Annotated in this window: 18 protein-coding genes; 5 read left to right on the plus strand and 13 right to left on the minus strand. The window is 39.1% G+C overall.

Annotation, left to right across the window (positions count from 1 at the left end):
• Positions 1-35 precede the first annotated feature (35 nt).
• Both AAZR93_RS10145 and AAZR93_RS10150 read right to left on the minus strand, forming a co-directional pair.
• The gene (locus tag AAZR93_RS10145; protein ID WP_434719747.1) at positions 36-434 is read right to left on the minus strand and encodes a DUF1240 domain-containing protein; all 399 of its coding nucleotides are present in this window, start codon (positions 432-434) and stop codon (positions 36-38) included.
• On the minus strand, positions 427-1,305 hold the full coding sequence (locus AAZR93_RS10150; protein WP_434719748.1) for a hypothetical protein: 879 nt from the start codon (positions 1,303-1,305) through the stop codon (positions 427-429). The genes AAZR93_RS10145 and AAZR93_RS10150 overlap by 8 nt, the downstream gene beginning before the upstream one ends.
• Positions 1,306-1,662: 357 nt before the next feature.
• On the opposite strand from AAZR93_RS10150, the gene AAZR93_RS10155 reads away from it, so the two are divergent.
• Positions 1,663-2,136 carry an Hcp family type VI secretion system effector gene (locus tag AAZR93_RS10155; RefSeq protein ID WP_434719749.1) on the plus strand — a complete coding sequence of 158 codons (474 nt, stop codon included), beginning with the start codon at positions 1,663-1,665 and terminating at the stop codon, positions 2,134-2,136.
• Positions 2,137-2,150: 14 nt separating this feature from the next.
• Complete coding sequence (locus AAZR93_RS10160; RefSeq protein ID WP_434719750.1) at positions 2,151-2,744, plus strand: hypothetical protein; 594 nt, start codon at positions 2,151-2,153, stop codon at positions 2,742-2,744.
• Positions 2,745-4,187: 1,443 nt separating this feature from the next.
• Here AAZR93_RS10160 and AAZR93_RS10165 read toward each other — a convergent pair.
• The 8 genes from AAZR93_RS10165 to AAZR93_RS10200 all read right to left on the minus strand — a co-directional run bounded on the left by AAZR93_RS10165 (position 4,188) and on the right by AAZR93_RS10200 (position 10,778).
• Positions 4,188-4,961, minus strand: coding sequence for a DeoR/GlpR family DNA-binding transcription regulator (locus tag AAZR93_RS10165; RefSeq protein WP_434719751.1), 774 nt, complete (start codon positions 4,959-4,961; stop codon positions 4,188-4,190).
• A 19-nt stretch (positions 4,962-4,980) separates the two neighbouring features.
• Entirely contained in the window at positions 4,981-5,610 is a 630-nt protein-coding gene (locus AAZR93_RS10170) for an epimerase (RefSeq protein WP_434719752.1), read from the minus strand.
• 21 nt (positions 5,611-5,631) lie between these two features.
• Positions 5,632-6,066: a PTS sugar transporter subunit IIA gene (locus AAZR93_RS10175; protein WP_434719753.1), complete on the minus strand. Its 435-nt coding sequence runs from the start codon at positions 6,064-6,066 to the stop codon at positions 5,632-5,634.
• A 122-nt stretch (positions 6,067-6,188) separates the two neighbouring features.
• Positions 6,189-6,995: a BtpA/SgcQ family protein gene (locus tag AAZR93_RS10180; RefSeq protein WP_434719754.1), complete on the minus strand. Its 807-nt coding sequence runs from the start codon at positions 6,993-6,995 to the stop codon at positions 6,189-6,191.
• Between the two features lie 11 nt (positions 6,996-7,006).
• On the minus strand, positions 7,007-8,320 hold the full coding sequence (gene sgcC / locus AAZR93_RS10185) for a PTS sugar transporter subunit IIC SgcC (RefSeq protein ID WP_294104045.1): 1,314 nt from the start codon (positions 8,318-8,320) through the stop codon (positions 7,007-7,009).
• A gap of 17 nt (positions 8,321-8,337) precedes the next feature.
• Complete coding sequence (gene sgcB / locus AAZR93_RS10190) at positions 8,338-8,616, minus strand: PTS sugar transporter subunit IIB SgcB (RefSeq protein ID WP_434719755.1); 279 nt, start codon at positions 8,614-8,616, stop codon at positions 8,338-8,340.
• Positions 8,613-9,734, minus strand: coding sequence for a M42 family metallopeptidase (locus tag AAZR93_RS10195; protein WP_434719756.1), 1,122 nt, complete (start codon positions 9,732-9,734; stop codon positions 8,613-8,615). The genes sgcB and AAZR93_RS10195 overlap by 4 nt, the downstream gene beginning before the upstream one ends.
• A gap of 225 nt (positions 9,735-9,959) precedes the next feature.
• Complete coding sequence (locus tag AAZR93_RS10200) at positions 9,960-10,778, minus strand: LysR family transcriptional regulator (protein WP_434719757.1); 819 nt, start codon at positions 10,776-10,778, stop codon at positions 9,960-9,962.
• 109 nt (positions 10,779-10,887) lie between these two features.
• Between AAZR93_RS10200 and AAZR93_RS10205 the strand changes: the two genes are divergently transcribed.
• Positions 10,888-11,622, plus strand: a complete 735-nt coding sequence (locus AAZR93_RS10205) for an SDR family oxidoreductase (protein WP_294104040.1) — start codon at positions 10,888-10,890, stop codon at positions 11,620-11,622.
• 64 nt (positions 11,623-11,686) lie between these two features.
• Here AAZR93_RS10205 and AAZR93_RS10210 read toward each other — a convergent pair whose 3' ends face one another.
• From AAZR93_RS10210 to AAZR93_RS10220, 3 genes are all read right to left on the minus strand, one after another.
• Positions 11,687-12,514, minus strand: a complete 828-nt coding sequence (locus AAZR93_RS10210; protein ID WP_294104038.1) for a MetQ/NlpA family ABC transporter substrate-binding protein — start codon at positions 12,512-12,514, stop codon at positions 11,687-11,689.
• A gap of 69 nt (positions 12,515-12,583) precedes the next feature.
• Positions 12,584-13,270: a methionine ABC transporter permease gene (locus AAZR93_RS10215; RefSeq protein ID WP_434719758.1), complete on the minus strand. Its 687-nt coding sequence runs from the start codon at positions 13,268-13,270 to the stop codon at positions 12,584-12,586.
• A gap of 1 nt (position 13,271) precedes the next feature.
• A complete protein-coding gene (locus AAZR93_RS10220; RefSeq protein WP_434719759.1) occupies positions 13,272-14,270 on the minus strand; it encodes a methionine ABC transporter ATP-binding protein in 999 nt (332 codons plus the stop codon).
• 384 nt (positions 14,271-14,654) lie between these two features.
• On the opposite strand from AAZR93_RS10220, the gene AAZR93_RS10225 reads away from it, so the two are divergent.
• A complete protein-coding gene (locus tag AAZR93_RS10225; RefSeq protein WP_434719760.1) occupies positions 14,655-15,392 on the plus strand; it encodes an ABC transporter ATP-binding protein in 738 nt (245 codons plus the stop codon).
• 95 nt (positions 15,393-15,487) lie between these two features.
• Positions 15,488-16,420: an ABC transporter substrate-binding protein gene (locus tag AAZR93_RS10230; protein ID WP_434719984.1), complete on the plus strand. Its 933-nt coding sequence runs from the start codon at positions 15,488-15,490 to the stop codon at positions 16,418-16,420.
• Positions 16,421-16,428 lie beyond the last annotated feature (8 nt).

The raw sequence follows: 16,428 nt of genomic DNA on the forward strand, positions 1-16,428 counted from the left end.
TCGTTCCATTGAGTGACCTACCCCATTTAATAAATTTATTTTTTACATAATTCTTTATCTATTGTGTATGTGGTTACCATTGTTGACGATTTATCTGTACATCTAATGTAACCTTTAGATAAAAGGTTGCTTTTCATGCCTATAAAAATAATCAAGCTTATTAATAACCCTATTATTGCTATAAATAAAAGATATTTGAATATTTGGTTATTTAATTTTATTTCACTTGATGATTTTGCAGCTCGGTAAAAAATAAACGATAAATATAAGGTAAATGGGGAGAGAAAAATTAAGGATGTAAAATATAGAGACAAAGTTATTTTGTCCTCTAAACTTAAATATTGGATGTATGTAGATAAAGAAATAAACACACTTAATAATGAAATTACTATAAAAAACAATGAATTAAATTTATTTTTTGTATTATTATCCACGACTAAGGGCCTTCCAGTTATTAAATATAGGTTGAGGACTTCTTGTTTCAGCTTTAGCGCGGCGGTGAAATTTTAGGTCTCTTATTATGGATTCACTGATTCCTAATTCACTATCAAGCCAATACAAAATACCAACAATTGCAAAACCTATAAAAAAGACACCTAAGGTTACTAGTATAACACTTGTTCCACCAGTTAGTGCAGCGGTTACTAAGCCACCCGTAACCGCTGTTGTTATTTGTGCACCAACAGCCAATTTTGCCATATCCATAGTTATGTTTACGAAAAAATTAACCAGTGTGTATTCATCTCTAAATATTAGTTCTACAACTCGATAAGCTGCTGAGAATACAATGGAAAAACGAGCAGCTCCCACGGATACATTATTCACCCCTTGAGTTCCTACACCCATGTATAAAATTCGAGGGTTGTTTGCTAAATATCGAGTTCCGTCCAAGAACGTTCTAATTCCTGCATGACCTGATAGACGAATATAAACGTTACCGTTTGGTCCTGTATATTGAGTTGCTCTGATATTGAGATTTCCAAACTCATTAATAATTCTGTCTACTCTGTATGCTTCATAAATATTTCCTGAAAATGAAGATATTATATCGCCAATGTCAAATAGCATTTCTTTCGGATTTTTGAAAGGTGTTGGAGTCGATAGGTTTTTTAAAATGTAATCTGCTTCTTCAATCGTAATTACTGCGGCGACATTATCATCATCTTCTTCATTGTTAAGAATACCTTTGATTTTTATTAAATTAGCTTGATAGTAAAGTTCATCATAATTAGGTGCTTCTTCGAAGCTAAATTTCGCGTCCGCATCAATGAGTGTTTTTGATACGGGGTCATACTTGTACGCCATGCTAGTTCCCTCTATAAAATTTAGCTTAGGTCGAGTTTATGAGAAATGTTGATAATATTCAATGGAAATATAAAGGGATTATGGACAGATATAAATAACTTTGCTTGATATGAATCACGGCAGAACTCGTTCTGTGAATGGGATTGATGGTGATATCGAATGGCGGAGATGACAGAAAAACGCATGAAAATTTTTTTATAAGAAGAGGGACATAAAAATAGTAGCACACTGTTATTTTATAATGGTGTGCTTAGTTTGTTATGTGCCTCATTTCAGATTTTTTTCCAGCAATTTTAATTGCCATAACCTAAATAAAATGTGTTAATTAAGTTAAATTAACACATTGGAAAAGAAACTATGGCTGATATCATCTATCTTACTCTCAAAGGAAACAAGCAAGGCCTTATTTCAGCAGGGTGTTCGACTTATGACTCTATAGGAAATCGATACCAACAAAACCATACAGATGAAATTCTGGTATATTCTACCGATTATGAGTTATCTCGCAGACAGAATGTGTCCCATGCTCACTTTGTTTTTGTCAAAGCTGACGATAAAGCCTCCCCGTTATTGCTTTCTAGTATCACTGATAATGAGTTATTTGAGTGTGATTTCAAGTATCACCGTGTTGATAGAAACGGGGGGTTATTACATTACAAGACAGTAAAATTGACTAAGGCATCTATCGTTAAAATCAGCAACGTTCATCCTGATTCATTAACTGACAACGAAGCATATCCAAAAGAAACTATCTCATTAAAGTACGAAAGTATTACAGCTAACCACCATGCTGCCAGCACTTCAGGTTATAGCATCAGTGATAATATTTAAATGGGGTTATTTGAGTGAGAAATGATGCTTTTAACAATCGGTGGAATTTGCCTGTTATCAGAGACAATGATTCCAAACTTCAAGCTGCAATAGCGAATGGGCAAGGCGACTATGTGCGAATTTTCGTTATGATCAATAATGAAGGATTCGGACATTCTGGTTTGATTCTTGATGAAGGTGAGAACGCATTTTTATATGATCCTGCGGGTACATATGCAGGATGTGAAGAAAAAAAATGTCGAGGTTCAATACAGAGTTTTAGGGGGTCAGGTAGTTTCTTTGAGTACCCATATTTTGATTGGGATAGTTATCTTAAATACCAATTTGAAGATGGTGAGGATGTGGTTGTTTTTGAGTTCGTTGTCCCTCGGAGTCAGATGGAACAGATGAAAGATAACATTCTTTACTACTCGGATACGGCTACTGATTTTACTTGTGCCAAAAATGTTGCTCGAGTTTTACGTGAAAGTGGTGGTGTATTTGCTGGACTTGATGAGGGATTTTTCACTCCGTGGGGGCTAAAGGCTGATTTACTCAACATTCAATATCACAAAGGTGTAATACCTCATGTTTTCATTACCACACCCGCACACAGCCCAATCAAATAATTATTGTTCGGCTTGTATATCTTACGTATCCCTTTGCTTGGGAGTCGTTTTTTATTATTTTGAAGGTGTACATCAGCTCTTTTTTACGATAATCAAAGATGGTTCATTCAATGCACCTATTTCTTTTGCCTATCATCATGCATTGAGTTTTGGCTTATTGGCTTATGTGATCGTATTGGCTCCTGTATATTACTACTATCTTAAAACACGCATAAACTTGGCTTACCGTGTATTGCTGTATTTCCTTATACCGAGCATCATTTCTTTCGTTTTTTGGTATTTCTATATTTATCTTCGATATTCTCCTTCGACATTTATGATATCAAATTCGGAATATGAAACTTTTAAATACATATTGATAATTAGCTACTTACAAGGATTATCCATTTTGATGACAATAGCCTCTGTGACTTCAGATATTACTCTGAACCTGATCCGTTTAATTATTTACTCAGTGAAAAAAAATAGAATTGCTTAGATTTTGGTTGATTATTTACTAATCTTAATTATGACTCCTTCATGATTTGGAGTCTAAAAGCTGACTTACTCCACATTACAAAGGTGTTGTATCATATGTTTTCATTACTACGCCGCCAGCCTTATAAGCACCATTCGGCTCTTATATCTTACATCTCCCTTTGCTTGGGGATTGCTTTTTATTACCTTGAAACAATACATCAACTCTTTTTTAGAATATATGGTGAAACTGCAAATCATGCACCGACCACCTTTGCTTACCATAAGGTATTAAACCTTGCTTTAGTACTCTATGTTATTGTATTGGCTCCTGTATATTACTACTATCTTAAAACACGCATAAACTTGGCTTACCGTGTATTGCTGTATTTCCTCATACCGAGCATCATTTCTTTCGTTTTTTGGTATTTCTATAAGTACCTTTCCTACTCCGCAGAATCATTTGAGATAGGAGGTTCTACTTATGAAACTGTCAAATACATCATTTTTATAAGTTACTTGCATGGTTTAACTATTATTTTAACACTAGTTAGTGTGAGTTCGGATATTGTTTTAAATCTGATCCATTTCATTATTCACTTAGCAAAGAAATAGTATTTTGTAGCGTCAAAATTATACAAGTTAAATATCTGCTAATTTAGGACTGAAAAATAAGCATTGCACTCTCGTTGTAGAGAAGAAAAGAAATATGACTTTTAGATGGATTACATGGTGATGAATAATAAAATCATTAATAGTTTTAAGAAGTCGATAGTATTTTTGTATAAACAATTTAGCGATCTTATTCATATAGCCATTACAGCTGTACTATGCTACTTGTGTTTTCTTTTTTCACCCACTTTACCAATCGTGATAGTTGGATGTATTGTTATCGTGATGATTATGTTTTTCCTCAGCATGTTGGTTTTTCCTTAAGATGGATTTACTTTTCTGATAGAGATAATTAACTGTGTTGTAATTATTGAATTAATAACCTCGCTTTAATTCGCATCCGGCTTGTTGGTAACGTTGTTGAATTTCATTGGGTAATGCACTGTCGCTAATAATCGTTTTAATGCAGGATAAGGTTGCGACGGCATGGGGCTCAACTTTATCAAATTTAGAGTGATCAGCGAGCAAAATAACCTCTCGTGAGCGAGCGATGAGCTGACGTTTTACACCGACTTCAAACATGGTGGCATTGGTAATACCCATTTCGATTGATAGGGCATCGCAGGACATAAATACACGGTCAACTGCAAACGCATTTAACATTTCTAATGCTAAACTTTCTCCCACAGTGAAATAGCCGGGTCTGATTAATCCGCCAATAATATAGCTTTCTATATTGGCAAATGCGCCCAATTGATTGGCGATTTTTATATCATTGCAAATCACTTTTACCTTAATATCATTAAGGCTTTTGGCTAATTCGAGACAGGTTGAGCCTGAATCAAGGAAAAAACAATCTCCTTCATGAATTAACTCTCGGGCAATTAAGGCAATTTCTCGTTTAGCTTTACAGTTTAATGAGCGCCTAACATCGAATTGAGATTCTTTATCTGCGGTACTGTCATCGAAATCAAGGCGACCATGAGTTCGCGTCATTCCTGGGTAGTGTTCCGCAATATATTGAAAATCTCGACGAACAGTGGCTTCTGCGCAATCAAATAGCTCAACAGCTTGTTGAGTAGAAAGTTCGCGACATTTCCAAAGGTAATGCAGCATTTGTTGGATCCGATCCGATTTATACAGGCTCATAGACTGTTTCCTTTCGAATTTAATGTCTTAATTGGTCTAATGTTAGTGTTAAGTTCTCGGATGAAAACAGCGCTCTTCCTACCACTAAGTGTTTTGCACCCGCAGCTTTTAATAATGAAATGTTATCAAAACCGACTCCACCATCAGCCCAGCATTCCAGTTGTGGTAATAACTGTGCAACTTGTTGAATTTTATCCACCATAGCGGGAATAAATTGTTGGTTTTGACCATCAGGCTCACTTGTCATGATCATCACTGCATCAAGTGTTTTATATAGATATTGATAAGGTGCAATTGGTGTGGCTGGATTGAGGGATAATCCTACTTTCGCGCCCATATTTTTTATTTCAGTAATAATTTCTGATGGATTTTGAACGCTTTCGGGGTGAAAAAAAATCCACTTGGGATGAAATGGAATGAGTTCTCTTATCCAAACTAGTGGCTGAGATACCATTAAATGAACGGATGTCGCTTGTTTTGTGGTGAGAGAGATAGCCTTTATTGTTTTGATTCCAAAGGTGATATTGCTGATAAAATTGCCATCTTCAATATCTAAGTGTAGTGAGCCGATATTTTCATTGGCAAGTTTATCAACAGCGGCTCCTAGCCAAAGGGGATCAGCTGAAGCTAAAGACGGGTGTAGGATCATAATTATTTCCTTATGTATAAATCAATGTGCATTTAAGAGCATGAAAACCTCATTGGCCGTTTTAGCGAGACGAATTTCATCTAGCAAGATTGGGTTATCAATAATTTGAGTAATATGTTGTATTAATCGAATATGATCATCACTGTGTGTGGCACAAACACTGATTAATAACCATACAGGGTCGCAATCTTCATGACCAAAAACCACCGGATGACGAAGGGTGGTCAGCGTAACTTGATTATAAATAGCACCTTGTTCTGGCCTTGCATGTGGCATTGCAATACCGGGAGCAATCAGATAATAGGGCCCCCAGCTTTTGGTATTATCAATGATGCCTTGTAAATATCGTGGCTCAGCAGCGCCATAGGTGATTAAAGATTCACAGGCTATGGTGAGCGCCTCTTGCCAATTATCAGCAAGTTGGTTGGTTTGGATCCATTTGGCATCGTCAATCATTGGTTATTGACTCCTTAAAGGTTCGGTATATGCTAATTCATGAGGAGCCGCCTACCTTTTGGCGAAGATTGCGGCCCCTAGTATTATTCTTCTAGGAGATAAGTTTTTTGCTTATCTCCTTTTTATTGCCTGATGGCATGGACTTTTTCCATAAACCTCTCCACTCTTGATTGATCAACAAAGTTGGCAAAAATACCGTCTTTTTTGAAGGTTGTTGCGGTAACACATCCATCAGCGATACTGAGCTGTTCTTCGACATTTTCAAGACAAACCCCGGTGTTGGCGAAAACGACGGTATTGGGTACCGTATCTTTAACTTGCTTTAGAATGGCACTATCTGTTTTTGCGCCTGCTGTTAATCCTGAAACACATAAAGCATCAGGTTTATTGTTGAAAACGGTAGATTTTGCAATGGAGCAAATGTCTCGACCACCAAGATAAACGGCGGCTTCAGGGACAATATTGAACAGCGTTTTTACACCACTGGCACCAATACGATGTTGATGACGAATAGTTTCTCCTACGTTGGTATTCCATACGCCAAAATCACTTGCATAAGCGCCGGTAAAAATCTCACGAATAAATTTGGCGCCTGTTGCCATGGCTAAATCAAAGGAAGCCACGGGATCCCAAAGTACGTTAACACCAAAAGGTACGCGTATTTCCCCCATTAGCTGACCGATAATTCGTGCCATTGCCGCAGTTGTTTCGGGTTTTACTTTAGTGAGATACGGCAAGCTGAATTCATTCGAAAACATAATGGCGTCTACTCCTCCATTTTGTAACGCCATTAGGTCGTCATAAGCTCTGTCTAGTACCCATTGCATATTATGTTGGGTATTAAAATCTGGGTCACCGGGGAGCGCGCGTAAGTGACACATCGCGATCACGGCTTTTTCAGTGCCAATAACTTCCTTTAACCAACTCATTTTGATGCTCCTTATTCAGGTAATTCACGATTACGTAAGAAAATGACGACGCAGGCGACAATTCCCACTGTCACGACGACGCCAATAAGACCAAATGACATTAATTCATAGATAGACCAACCGAACATGTTTCCGACGGATAATGCGCTAATCTGAGAGCCATTCTCAGCAAAATTGAAGCCCCCGTTACGTGCCATTTCAGTGAAGAAAGGGGCAAATTGGCTTGCGATCAGTAAAACGGTACTCATGACAATCACACCACTGATTAAGGTACGTAATAAGTCACCACGATGTATTACGGTTGCCATACAGATAAAGAACGGAGCAACAGGTAAATCAGCAAGAGGGAGGACATTATTCAGCGGTAAAATGCTGGCTAATATCAACATAATAGGAATAAGAATAAGGCCAACCGCAATGGTCGTCGGGTGTCCAAGTGTGACGGCGGTGTCTAAACCAATATAAACTTCACGGTCATGAAAGTGCTTTTGAAAAAATTTACGAGCGCCTTCTGAGATAGGGATTAATCCTTCAACGATTAAGCGGATCATTCGAGGAAAGAGAACCATAATCGCGGCCACTGTAATCACGAGAGTCGCACAACCTTTAAAGTCTTCTCCGGCAGCAAGTCCAAATAGTAAGCCTAGTACCACCCCAATAATGACGGGGTCGCCTACCATGCCGTAGCGTTTTTGGATTGATTGCGCGTCGACGTTCCTACCTTTTAAGAAAGGAATTTTTTCATAGATTGAATCAAGTAGAACAAAGAGTGGGACAGAGCTAGAGCCATACCCTTGCGGAATCGAAATACCTTCTAAACCGACGATGGCTTGGACACGTTTTGCTGTCCAGTCTGCCATTTTTAAGGACAGCATCGCGTGGCACATTGCTGCAATGATACCGTAGCTCAAGCTTCCTGTTGCAAGTTGTACTACTGTACCGGTGATTGCGTAATGCCAGTAGTTGTAGATATCGACGTTCATTGTTTTCGTTAGACGAGTGAACAATAAGCCGATATTCAGTAGAAAGATGATTGGAATAATCATCGCGCCAATTGCTGTTGCATATCCCACCCCTGATGCGGGGCCTGCACCAACATCTAAGACGTGTAATGTTAAACCGAAACGTTCAATCATGATTTTGATAGGGGGGCTTAGGCTATCGATTGCCATGACAATCACCAGCCCCATACCGACAAAACCAATCCCCACTGTAACGCCTGCTTTAATAGCTTGTAGCAATGGGATGCGAAATATTAATCCAATCACTATCATGACGATTGGGACAAATACAGTACCGCCTAGAGAAAGTATATAATCAAACATAACGCCACCTTTTAGGTTTATTGTGATAACAGCGTTTTAATTTTTTGTTTCAATACCTCATCGTTAATCCCTGTGAGTAAAGCCGCTCCATTTAGTGCCGGTATGCCATAGTCGGTATCCGTTTTCATTGCCGTAATGATTAAATCGACACCATGGCAATTAAGTGGAATTTCATTTAGGCAGCACTGTGAGGTAGAAACAAAAATGCCTTCATCATTTAAGTAGTTCTGTAGTTTTTGAGCAATAATTGTGGATGTCGACATCCCGGTTCCACAAGCAACGAGGATTTTTTTCATTTTGATATAACCTCTTGATAAGTTTCTGAGTCAGACTCAATAGGAAACTGATTAGCAGGAAGTGTTGCTAATGCAGTCAGTAACCGGATGCAGTCACTAAGATCACGTAAGCTGGCAACTTCAGCCGGTGAATGCGTATAACGACAAGGAATAGATAGGCTGGCGCAAGGAATGCCATCTTGTTCAACTTGGATATAACCTGTTTCTGTAATGACGCCTGGTGCGACTTCTCTTTGCACAGGAATATGATTTTTTGCTGCTGTTTTTTCTAACATGTTAATTAAGCGGACGGGGGTGACTAGCCCTGCAAGCGTGCCTCTGCCATGGTAGTTTAGGCAGGTGATCCCAACGCCTGCGTTGATCACTAAATCTGAATAATCTTTTAAGTCAGGTGTATCACAAGATGGTGTTATGTCGATCCCGATGGCAAGATCGGGCTTAACACGGCGTAATACAGGCAGTATCCCTCGAATATTAAATTCCTCTTGGACCGATGCGACAATAAATAAAGCGATATCGAGTTTTTTATCTTTGACGGCATCGGCCAAACCTAATAAAGCCGTACAGCCAAGTCGGTCATCGAGGGCTTTACTGCAAACCATATCATTACCGAGTTCTTGTGGTGGATTATATAGCGTGATTGGTGTGCCAACTTTAATACCCATTTTTTCCGCGTCAGCTTTGTCTTTTGCGCCAATATCAATCCAGAGTTGATCAACCGAAGGGGACTGTGTGCGTTCATCGCCTTTTGCAAAATGGTAAGATTTAATGCCAATGCATCCGGGGACTGAGCCGTGTTCACCGGCGAGTCGTACCACTGAACCTGACATTGTTACTTGTGCAGGCCCACCAACACGCTCGAAACGAATAAAACCTGACGCTTCTATTTTTCGAACCATGAAACCCACTTCGTCCATATGAGCAAATACCATTAAACGCAATGCGTTAGGTTCATCGCTACCATAACGAGCAACAACATTGCCTAATCTGTCTTGCCAGACTTCTTTTGCTGTGTGTTTAAAGTGTTTTTGCATAATATTCGCGATAGGTAACTCATGACCTGAAATAGCGTCTAAAGTTAATAAAGAGAAAAGAGTGTCTCGAACAGAAAATATCATCAGGATGCTCTCCTTTTGATGAAAACAACATAAAGGTGAGCGATTTATAAGCTAAAAAAGAGGGGTTAATTGTGATTTAACTCACATCGCGTGAGGTTTATTAACACTACGTAATAATAATGTGACGAAAGCATAACAAATTCGCTCAGCATAATTGTTTTATTTGTGATTAGTCATCATGATCCTAGGCTAAGTGCCTTTAATTACATTATTGCGTAGCTAAACTCATTGGCTTAAGTGTTGTATTAATTGGCTCACAGCAGGCTGGGTGAGTGATTGAATGGCATAGCAAACTCCAGTTCGTCTAGATAATGTGTGTCCGGGGAGTGAGCGAGTGATAATTTGTGGATGTTCTTGGGCAAGGGATTCAGGCACGATGGCAACGCCTAATCCTTGTGTGACGAGGCAAAGAGCGAGAGAAAATGTGCCAGCATTTGCCGCAGGAGAATTGGCTGTAGCACCATAAATGGGTAGCAGACGTTGATGGGATGAAAGTTTAGGGCACATGATCCAACACAAGCCGTGTAAATCGGAAAGGGTGAGAGTGGCTTTTTCTGCAAGCGGATGATGACTGGGCATAGCGAGAATAAACGGCTCAGTATTTAGGGGCAAAAATAATTCATCTTCACAGCGAAGCTCTTCACAGCCAAATCGAATATCGCCTTCACAGCCTGATTCAAGGTTAACTAATAGATTGAATTCTGGATCATGAATATGGCGTAGAAAATCGGCTATCTGGCTATTTGCAATATCATTTTCGATACCGATTTCCAATGGTTGTCGGTTTCTTTCACGCTTAAAACTTTGCGTTAATGCTTCCATCTCAGCCACCATTCTACGTGCGTGGGGATAGAGTATCCTCGCATCTTCAGTGACTTCGACACCGCGAGGTTGCCGTATAAATAGCGGGGTTCCAAGGCTGTCTTCTAGCATTTTGATGGTTGTTGATAATGCAGGCTGCGTGAGGAAAAGCCGTTTGGCTGCGGCAGTAATGTTTCTTTCTTCAAAAACAGCAATAAAAGCATGAAGTTGACGATTATCCATAGATTTTTTTTATGCCTGTGAGAGAAATAAACCATTTTAATGCAGTGTCGGGATGAAATATAGTCCATCCATCGATTTTGATATCAATTTTAATTATGTGGAGAGCAAAATGCCAAATTCAAATAAACCGCTAGTTGTTATCACGGGGGCGAGTTCAGGTATCGGTCTCGCAACAGCCAAACTTCTTTCAAGTGAAGGCTATTCATTATTATTGTTAGCGCGTCGCACTGAACCTATGATTGCGTTAAATTTACCAAATACACTGTGTAAATCGGTCGATGTGACTGATCGTACTGCTTTTATTTCGGCGGTTAAAGAAGCGGAAGAGCGTTTTGGCCCCGTTGATGCATTAATTAATAATGCGGGTGTTATGCTGTTGGGCAATATTGAAACCCAGAGTCCAGAAGAATGGGACCAAATGTTGAATGTGAATATCAAAGGTGTTTTAAATGGTGTTCATGCGGTGACTGAGGGCATGATCTCGCGTAAGCAGGGTACTATTATTAATATTAGTTCTGTGGCGGGTCGTAAGACATTCCCGAACCATGTGGTGTATGTCGGCACCAAATTTGCGGTGCATGGTATTTCTGAGAATTTACGTGAAGAGCTGTCACCACATGGTGTTCGTGTTATCACTATTGCACCAGGCGCCGTGGAAACGGAATTGTTGAGTCATACAACGGATGAAAATATAAAAACAGGATATCAAGCGTGGAAACAGGATATGGGCGGTACTGTACTTTCGGCTGAAGATATTGCTAATACTATTCGTTTTGCTTATTTGCAACCACAGAATGTTTGTATTCGTGAAATCGTATTGGCGGCAACAAGGCAGCAGGCTTAACGATTTATTTTTAGATTAAAAACAAGGAAGGCTGCGATCGCCTTCCTTGTTTGTATTTCTTTAATTAAGGTACGGGAACCGCTTCGCCTTTAAAATTATCTAAAATATACTTTTTGGTTTCTGCTGTTTTTAATGCGGCCATTAATTTAGCAATACGAGGATCATCTTTATTGTCTTCACGAACCACCACAACGTTAGCAAATTTGCTGTTTGCTGCTGGCTCGGTGTAAATAACATCTTTGCTTAGATCAAGACCTGCATTGAGAGCAAAGTGTCCGTCAATAGAGGCAACGTCAGCTTCGCCATTTTTATAAATCTGAGGCATCAATGGGGCATCGTAGGTAAATAAGAACTGCAAATTACGCGGGTTTTCGACAATATCGTCAATAGTCGCATCATCAGGATCTATACCACTACGAATTTTTATTAAACCTTCATCTTGATACAGTTTTAATATATGGCCATGCTGAGCAATATTATTACTGCTCATGACTTTTGCACCCTTGGGTAAATCTTGTAGGCTTTTATATTTTTGTGAGAAAAAGCGATAGGGATGCATATGTACTGCGCCCGCAGAAACTAATTTCCAGTCTGGATGGTCTGCCAAAGTTTTATTTAAATAAGGAACATGTTGAAAAAAATTCGCATCTAATTCTTTTTCAGCTAAGGCTTGGTTTGGAATGATGTAATCATTAAAAACACGCACGTCTAATATTATTCCCTCTTTTTCTAATTGAGGTTTAATGAATTCTAATATTTCAGCATGAGGCGTTGAAGATGCGCCAATAATAAGTTTATTACTTTTTTCTTTTTGATCGGGCTGGCATGCTGTTAGCGCTAAACTGATAAAAAGCAGTGCCCCTAGGCGCTTAAATATCGCTAAATTTTTCATTTTATTATTTCCTATATTGCCATTTTATTCGAATTAAAAATTATTTATTTTACTTGCCACTTAATCTGATTAACGTTTATCAATGCACCGGACTAAGGTGTCTCCTATCACTTGAATACAAAGGACAATAGCTAGGATAACTAAAGTTGCCGCCCAAACCACATCCATATGACTACGCTGAAAACCTTCTAAATAAGCTAAGTTGCCTAAACCACCTGCACCTATTGCCCCTGCAATCGCAGTCCCCCCGACTAATGAAATTAAGGTTACAGTTAAACCGGATATTAATGCGGGTGATGATTCAGGTATCAGGACATTAAAGATTAAAGTGTGTAGTTTTGAGCCCATCGATTGGCTAGCTTCTATCACGCCTTTATCAACTTCCCGTAATGCGATTTCAACTAACCGCGCATAGAATGCGCTTGCTGAGATCACCAATGCGGGTAAAGCAGCATTGACACCGAGAATGGTGCCAATTAACCACTTAGTAAATGGAAATAATAAAATAATTAAAATAATAAAGGGAACGGCCCGAAAGATATTTACCACAAATGATAAAATGCGATAAACGGGAATATTTTCTTTTTCACCGTCTTTGGCTGTTAAAAATAGAAAAATACCAATAAGAATACCCAAAATACATGATAGCGCTCCTGACATTATGGTCATATATAATGTATTGACTGTTTCTACGCCAAGTACATTGATTTTTAAATTAGGTAAATAAATGCTAGTCCAATGCTGTATTTCGTCCATTTTAAATTACCTCAACCACTACATTTTTTTCATTTTGAAGATACTTAACTGCATCAAATAATATTTCTGTATCCAGTTTGAATTGTAAGTATAAAAATCCACTGCCTTTGTTAAAGACACCTTTAATTAATTTAATAGGTTCATTAAATTTTGAAATTAAGTCATAAAGCAAATAATCACTGTTTTTATCGTCATCTAATACGACTCTGATAATAGCGCCTTGCTTTAAATTAATTTGCAAATCATCCTGAGTATCTGTCGCTATTTCACTTTGTGAAAGAAATTGGCGTGTAATCGTATGTTGTGGATTATGAAATACAGAAGTGACTAATCCTTCCTCCACAATTTTGCCTTTATCTATTACGGCAACTTTATTGCAAATGCTTCGAACGACTTGCATTTCATGTGTAATCAGAACAATCGTTATATTGAGTTCACGATTAATACGTGCCAATAACGCAAGAATGTTTTGTGTTGTTTTTGGATCTAATGCGGATGTTGCTTCATCGCACAGTAATACACTTGGATTATTTGCCAATGCTCTCGCAATACCGACGCGTTGTTTTTGGCCGCCGCTGAGTCTGGATGGATATTCATCGGCTTTTTCCGTTAAACCTACTAAGTCCATCAACTCTTCGACCCGTGCTTTGCGTTTCTTTTTATTGAACCCTGAAATTTGTAATGGGAATTCAATATTTTCTCTGACGGTTCGTGACCATAATAAATTAAAGTGCTGAAATATCATGCCAATAGAGTGACGAATTTTTAGAATCGATGTTTCATCGCTGTGTGTAATATTATGCTGACCAACAATAATTTCACCATCAGTTGTTTCTTCTAAGCGATTCAATAAGCGTATTAGGCTACTTTTTCCTGCGCCGCTATAGCCAATAATGCCAAAAATATCACCTGCTGCAATATTGAGATTAATATTATCAACAGCAATAGTTTGCTTTTTGCTCTGGCTATATATTTTGCTGACATTTTTCAGTGTTATCACAATCTTCTTATACCTTTGATGAACTAGAAACATCACTAAGACAAAATGGATGTTTAGACGTCTATACCGCCAAATTAATATGAAATGTGAGGAATGTCAAATAAATGATTTAAATGAGTTAGAACAAAAAAATCTAACATTATTCGTAGGGAATAATCTCAGTAAATGCGAGAGGTGAGTTTTATTTTCATTTTATTATCAGTGTATTAAGCGTCACTTAGTGTAGTAGAGCCGAGGGGGGAATTTATATGGCGTCATCGACTCACTCGCGAGTCAACTTACACTAGTCTGTCATCTTTCAATCATAAAACTGTCATCAAGTTGACGTATTTCTTTCGTAGCATCGTCTATAACGATTAAATCCCAAAGAGGATACAATTTATTATGCGATCTACTCTCTTTTCATCGAATGAGAGTCGTGATGTTTTGCCTAATGCAACGTTAACGGGCAATACCTCTATGATTTCAATTCAAAATCTATCTCAAGCTTTCGCCAATCAATATGTGCTCAAAGGTATCGATTTAACGGTGACTAAAGGCACCGTTTTAGCGTTATTGGGACCATCGGGTTGCGGTAAAAGTACATTACTCAAATTGCTGGCGGGTTTATTACAACCGACTGATGGTGCAATTTATTTCGCAGATAGGCTTGTCGCCAATGCTCACCATCTGACGCCCCCTGAACAACGTAATCTGGGTATGGTATTCCAAGATTATGCACTGTGGCCTCATATGACCGTTTTCCAAAATGTTGCCTTTCCTTTGCGGATGCGAGGTGTTGCGCGTCATGTGGTACAGGAACGTGTAGATGTCGCGTTAGAGCGGGTAGGGTTAATTGATTTTGCAAAACGAAAACCCGCAGATTTGTCTGGTGGTCAGCAACAACGGGTTGCTTTAGCCCGTGCCATTATTGCAGAGCCTGAAATTTTGTTGTTTGACGAACCGCTTTCCAATCTCGATATCGCATTACGCCAATCACTGTGCGAAGAAATGGCTCAGCTATTGAGAACATTAGAAATTACCGCGATTTATGTCACCCATGATCCAAAAGAAGCAACCACACTGGCTCACCAAATTGCGCATATGCAAAATGGAACAATTGAAAGCCTGACAACATTATGAAAAGAGGTTCTGTGATGCAAAAGTTAACTCAAAAAAACGTATTTTCAACATTCAAAAATAGTTCGTTGGCTGGTTTTTCACTAAAAGGTGTAGCGATGAGTATTGGGCTTTCCTGTGCGATGTTTTCGGTATCTTCTCAAGCAATTACAGTTTATACCGCAGGTCCTGGGGCGATGGCGAAACAACTTGCCGCAGGTTTCGAAAAACAAACGGGTACCAAAGTCGATATTTTTCAAGCTACTACCGGTAAGGTGATGGCACGTTTAGAAGCGGAACAAGCTAATCCACGGGCTGATGTGCTGATTTCAGCCTCTTGGGATACTGCTGTCGATCTACAACAAAAAGGCTGGTTACTGCCTTATGAAAGTGCTAATGCGACTCAGGTGCCTGAACGTTTTAAAACGCCCTATTATGTCGCGCAAGGTATTTCAGCATTAGGTATTGTGTGGAATAGCAAAAGTGGCACACCAAAGCCGACTGATTGGAGCGACCTTGCTCAGCCAGCGTTTAAAGATAAAGTGACGATGCCCGATCCTGCGCTTTCCGGTGCCTCACTGGATTTAGTCTTAGGGCTACAAAATGCCAAACAAGATGCCGCATGGGCACTTTTTTCTGAATTAAAAGCCAATGGTATGGTGATTTCTGGACCGAATGCCCAAGCATTGACACCTGTACTACAAGGCGCAAAAGCGGCCGTATTCGGTGCGGTGGATTATGTGGCTTATGGCAGTATTGCTAACGGCGAGTCTATCGAAGTGATTTTTCCAACTAGTGGAACGGCGATTGCCCCGCGTCCAATGATGATTTTAAAAAGCAGTAAGCAACCGGATGACGCCAAAGCCTTTATTGATTACGTATTATCACCAGAAGGGCAAACTATTGTTGCGAATGCATGGTTAATGCCAGCGAGAACCGATATAGCAGGCAAACGACCTGATTTTTCAGCGCTGACATTATTACCGGAACCTACTGCAAATAGCGCTGAACGTAGCGATGTTTTATCTCGCTTTAGCGCACTGTTTCGTTAAGTTTCTTT

This window comes from Providencia sp. Je.9.19 (assembly GCF_051129765.1).
Classification (GTDB): domain Bacteria; phylum Pseudomonadota; class Gammaproteobacteria; order Enterobacterales; family Enterobacteriaceae; genus Providencia.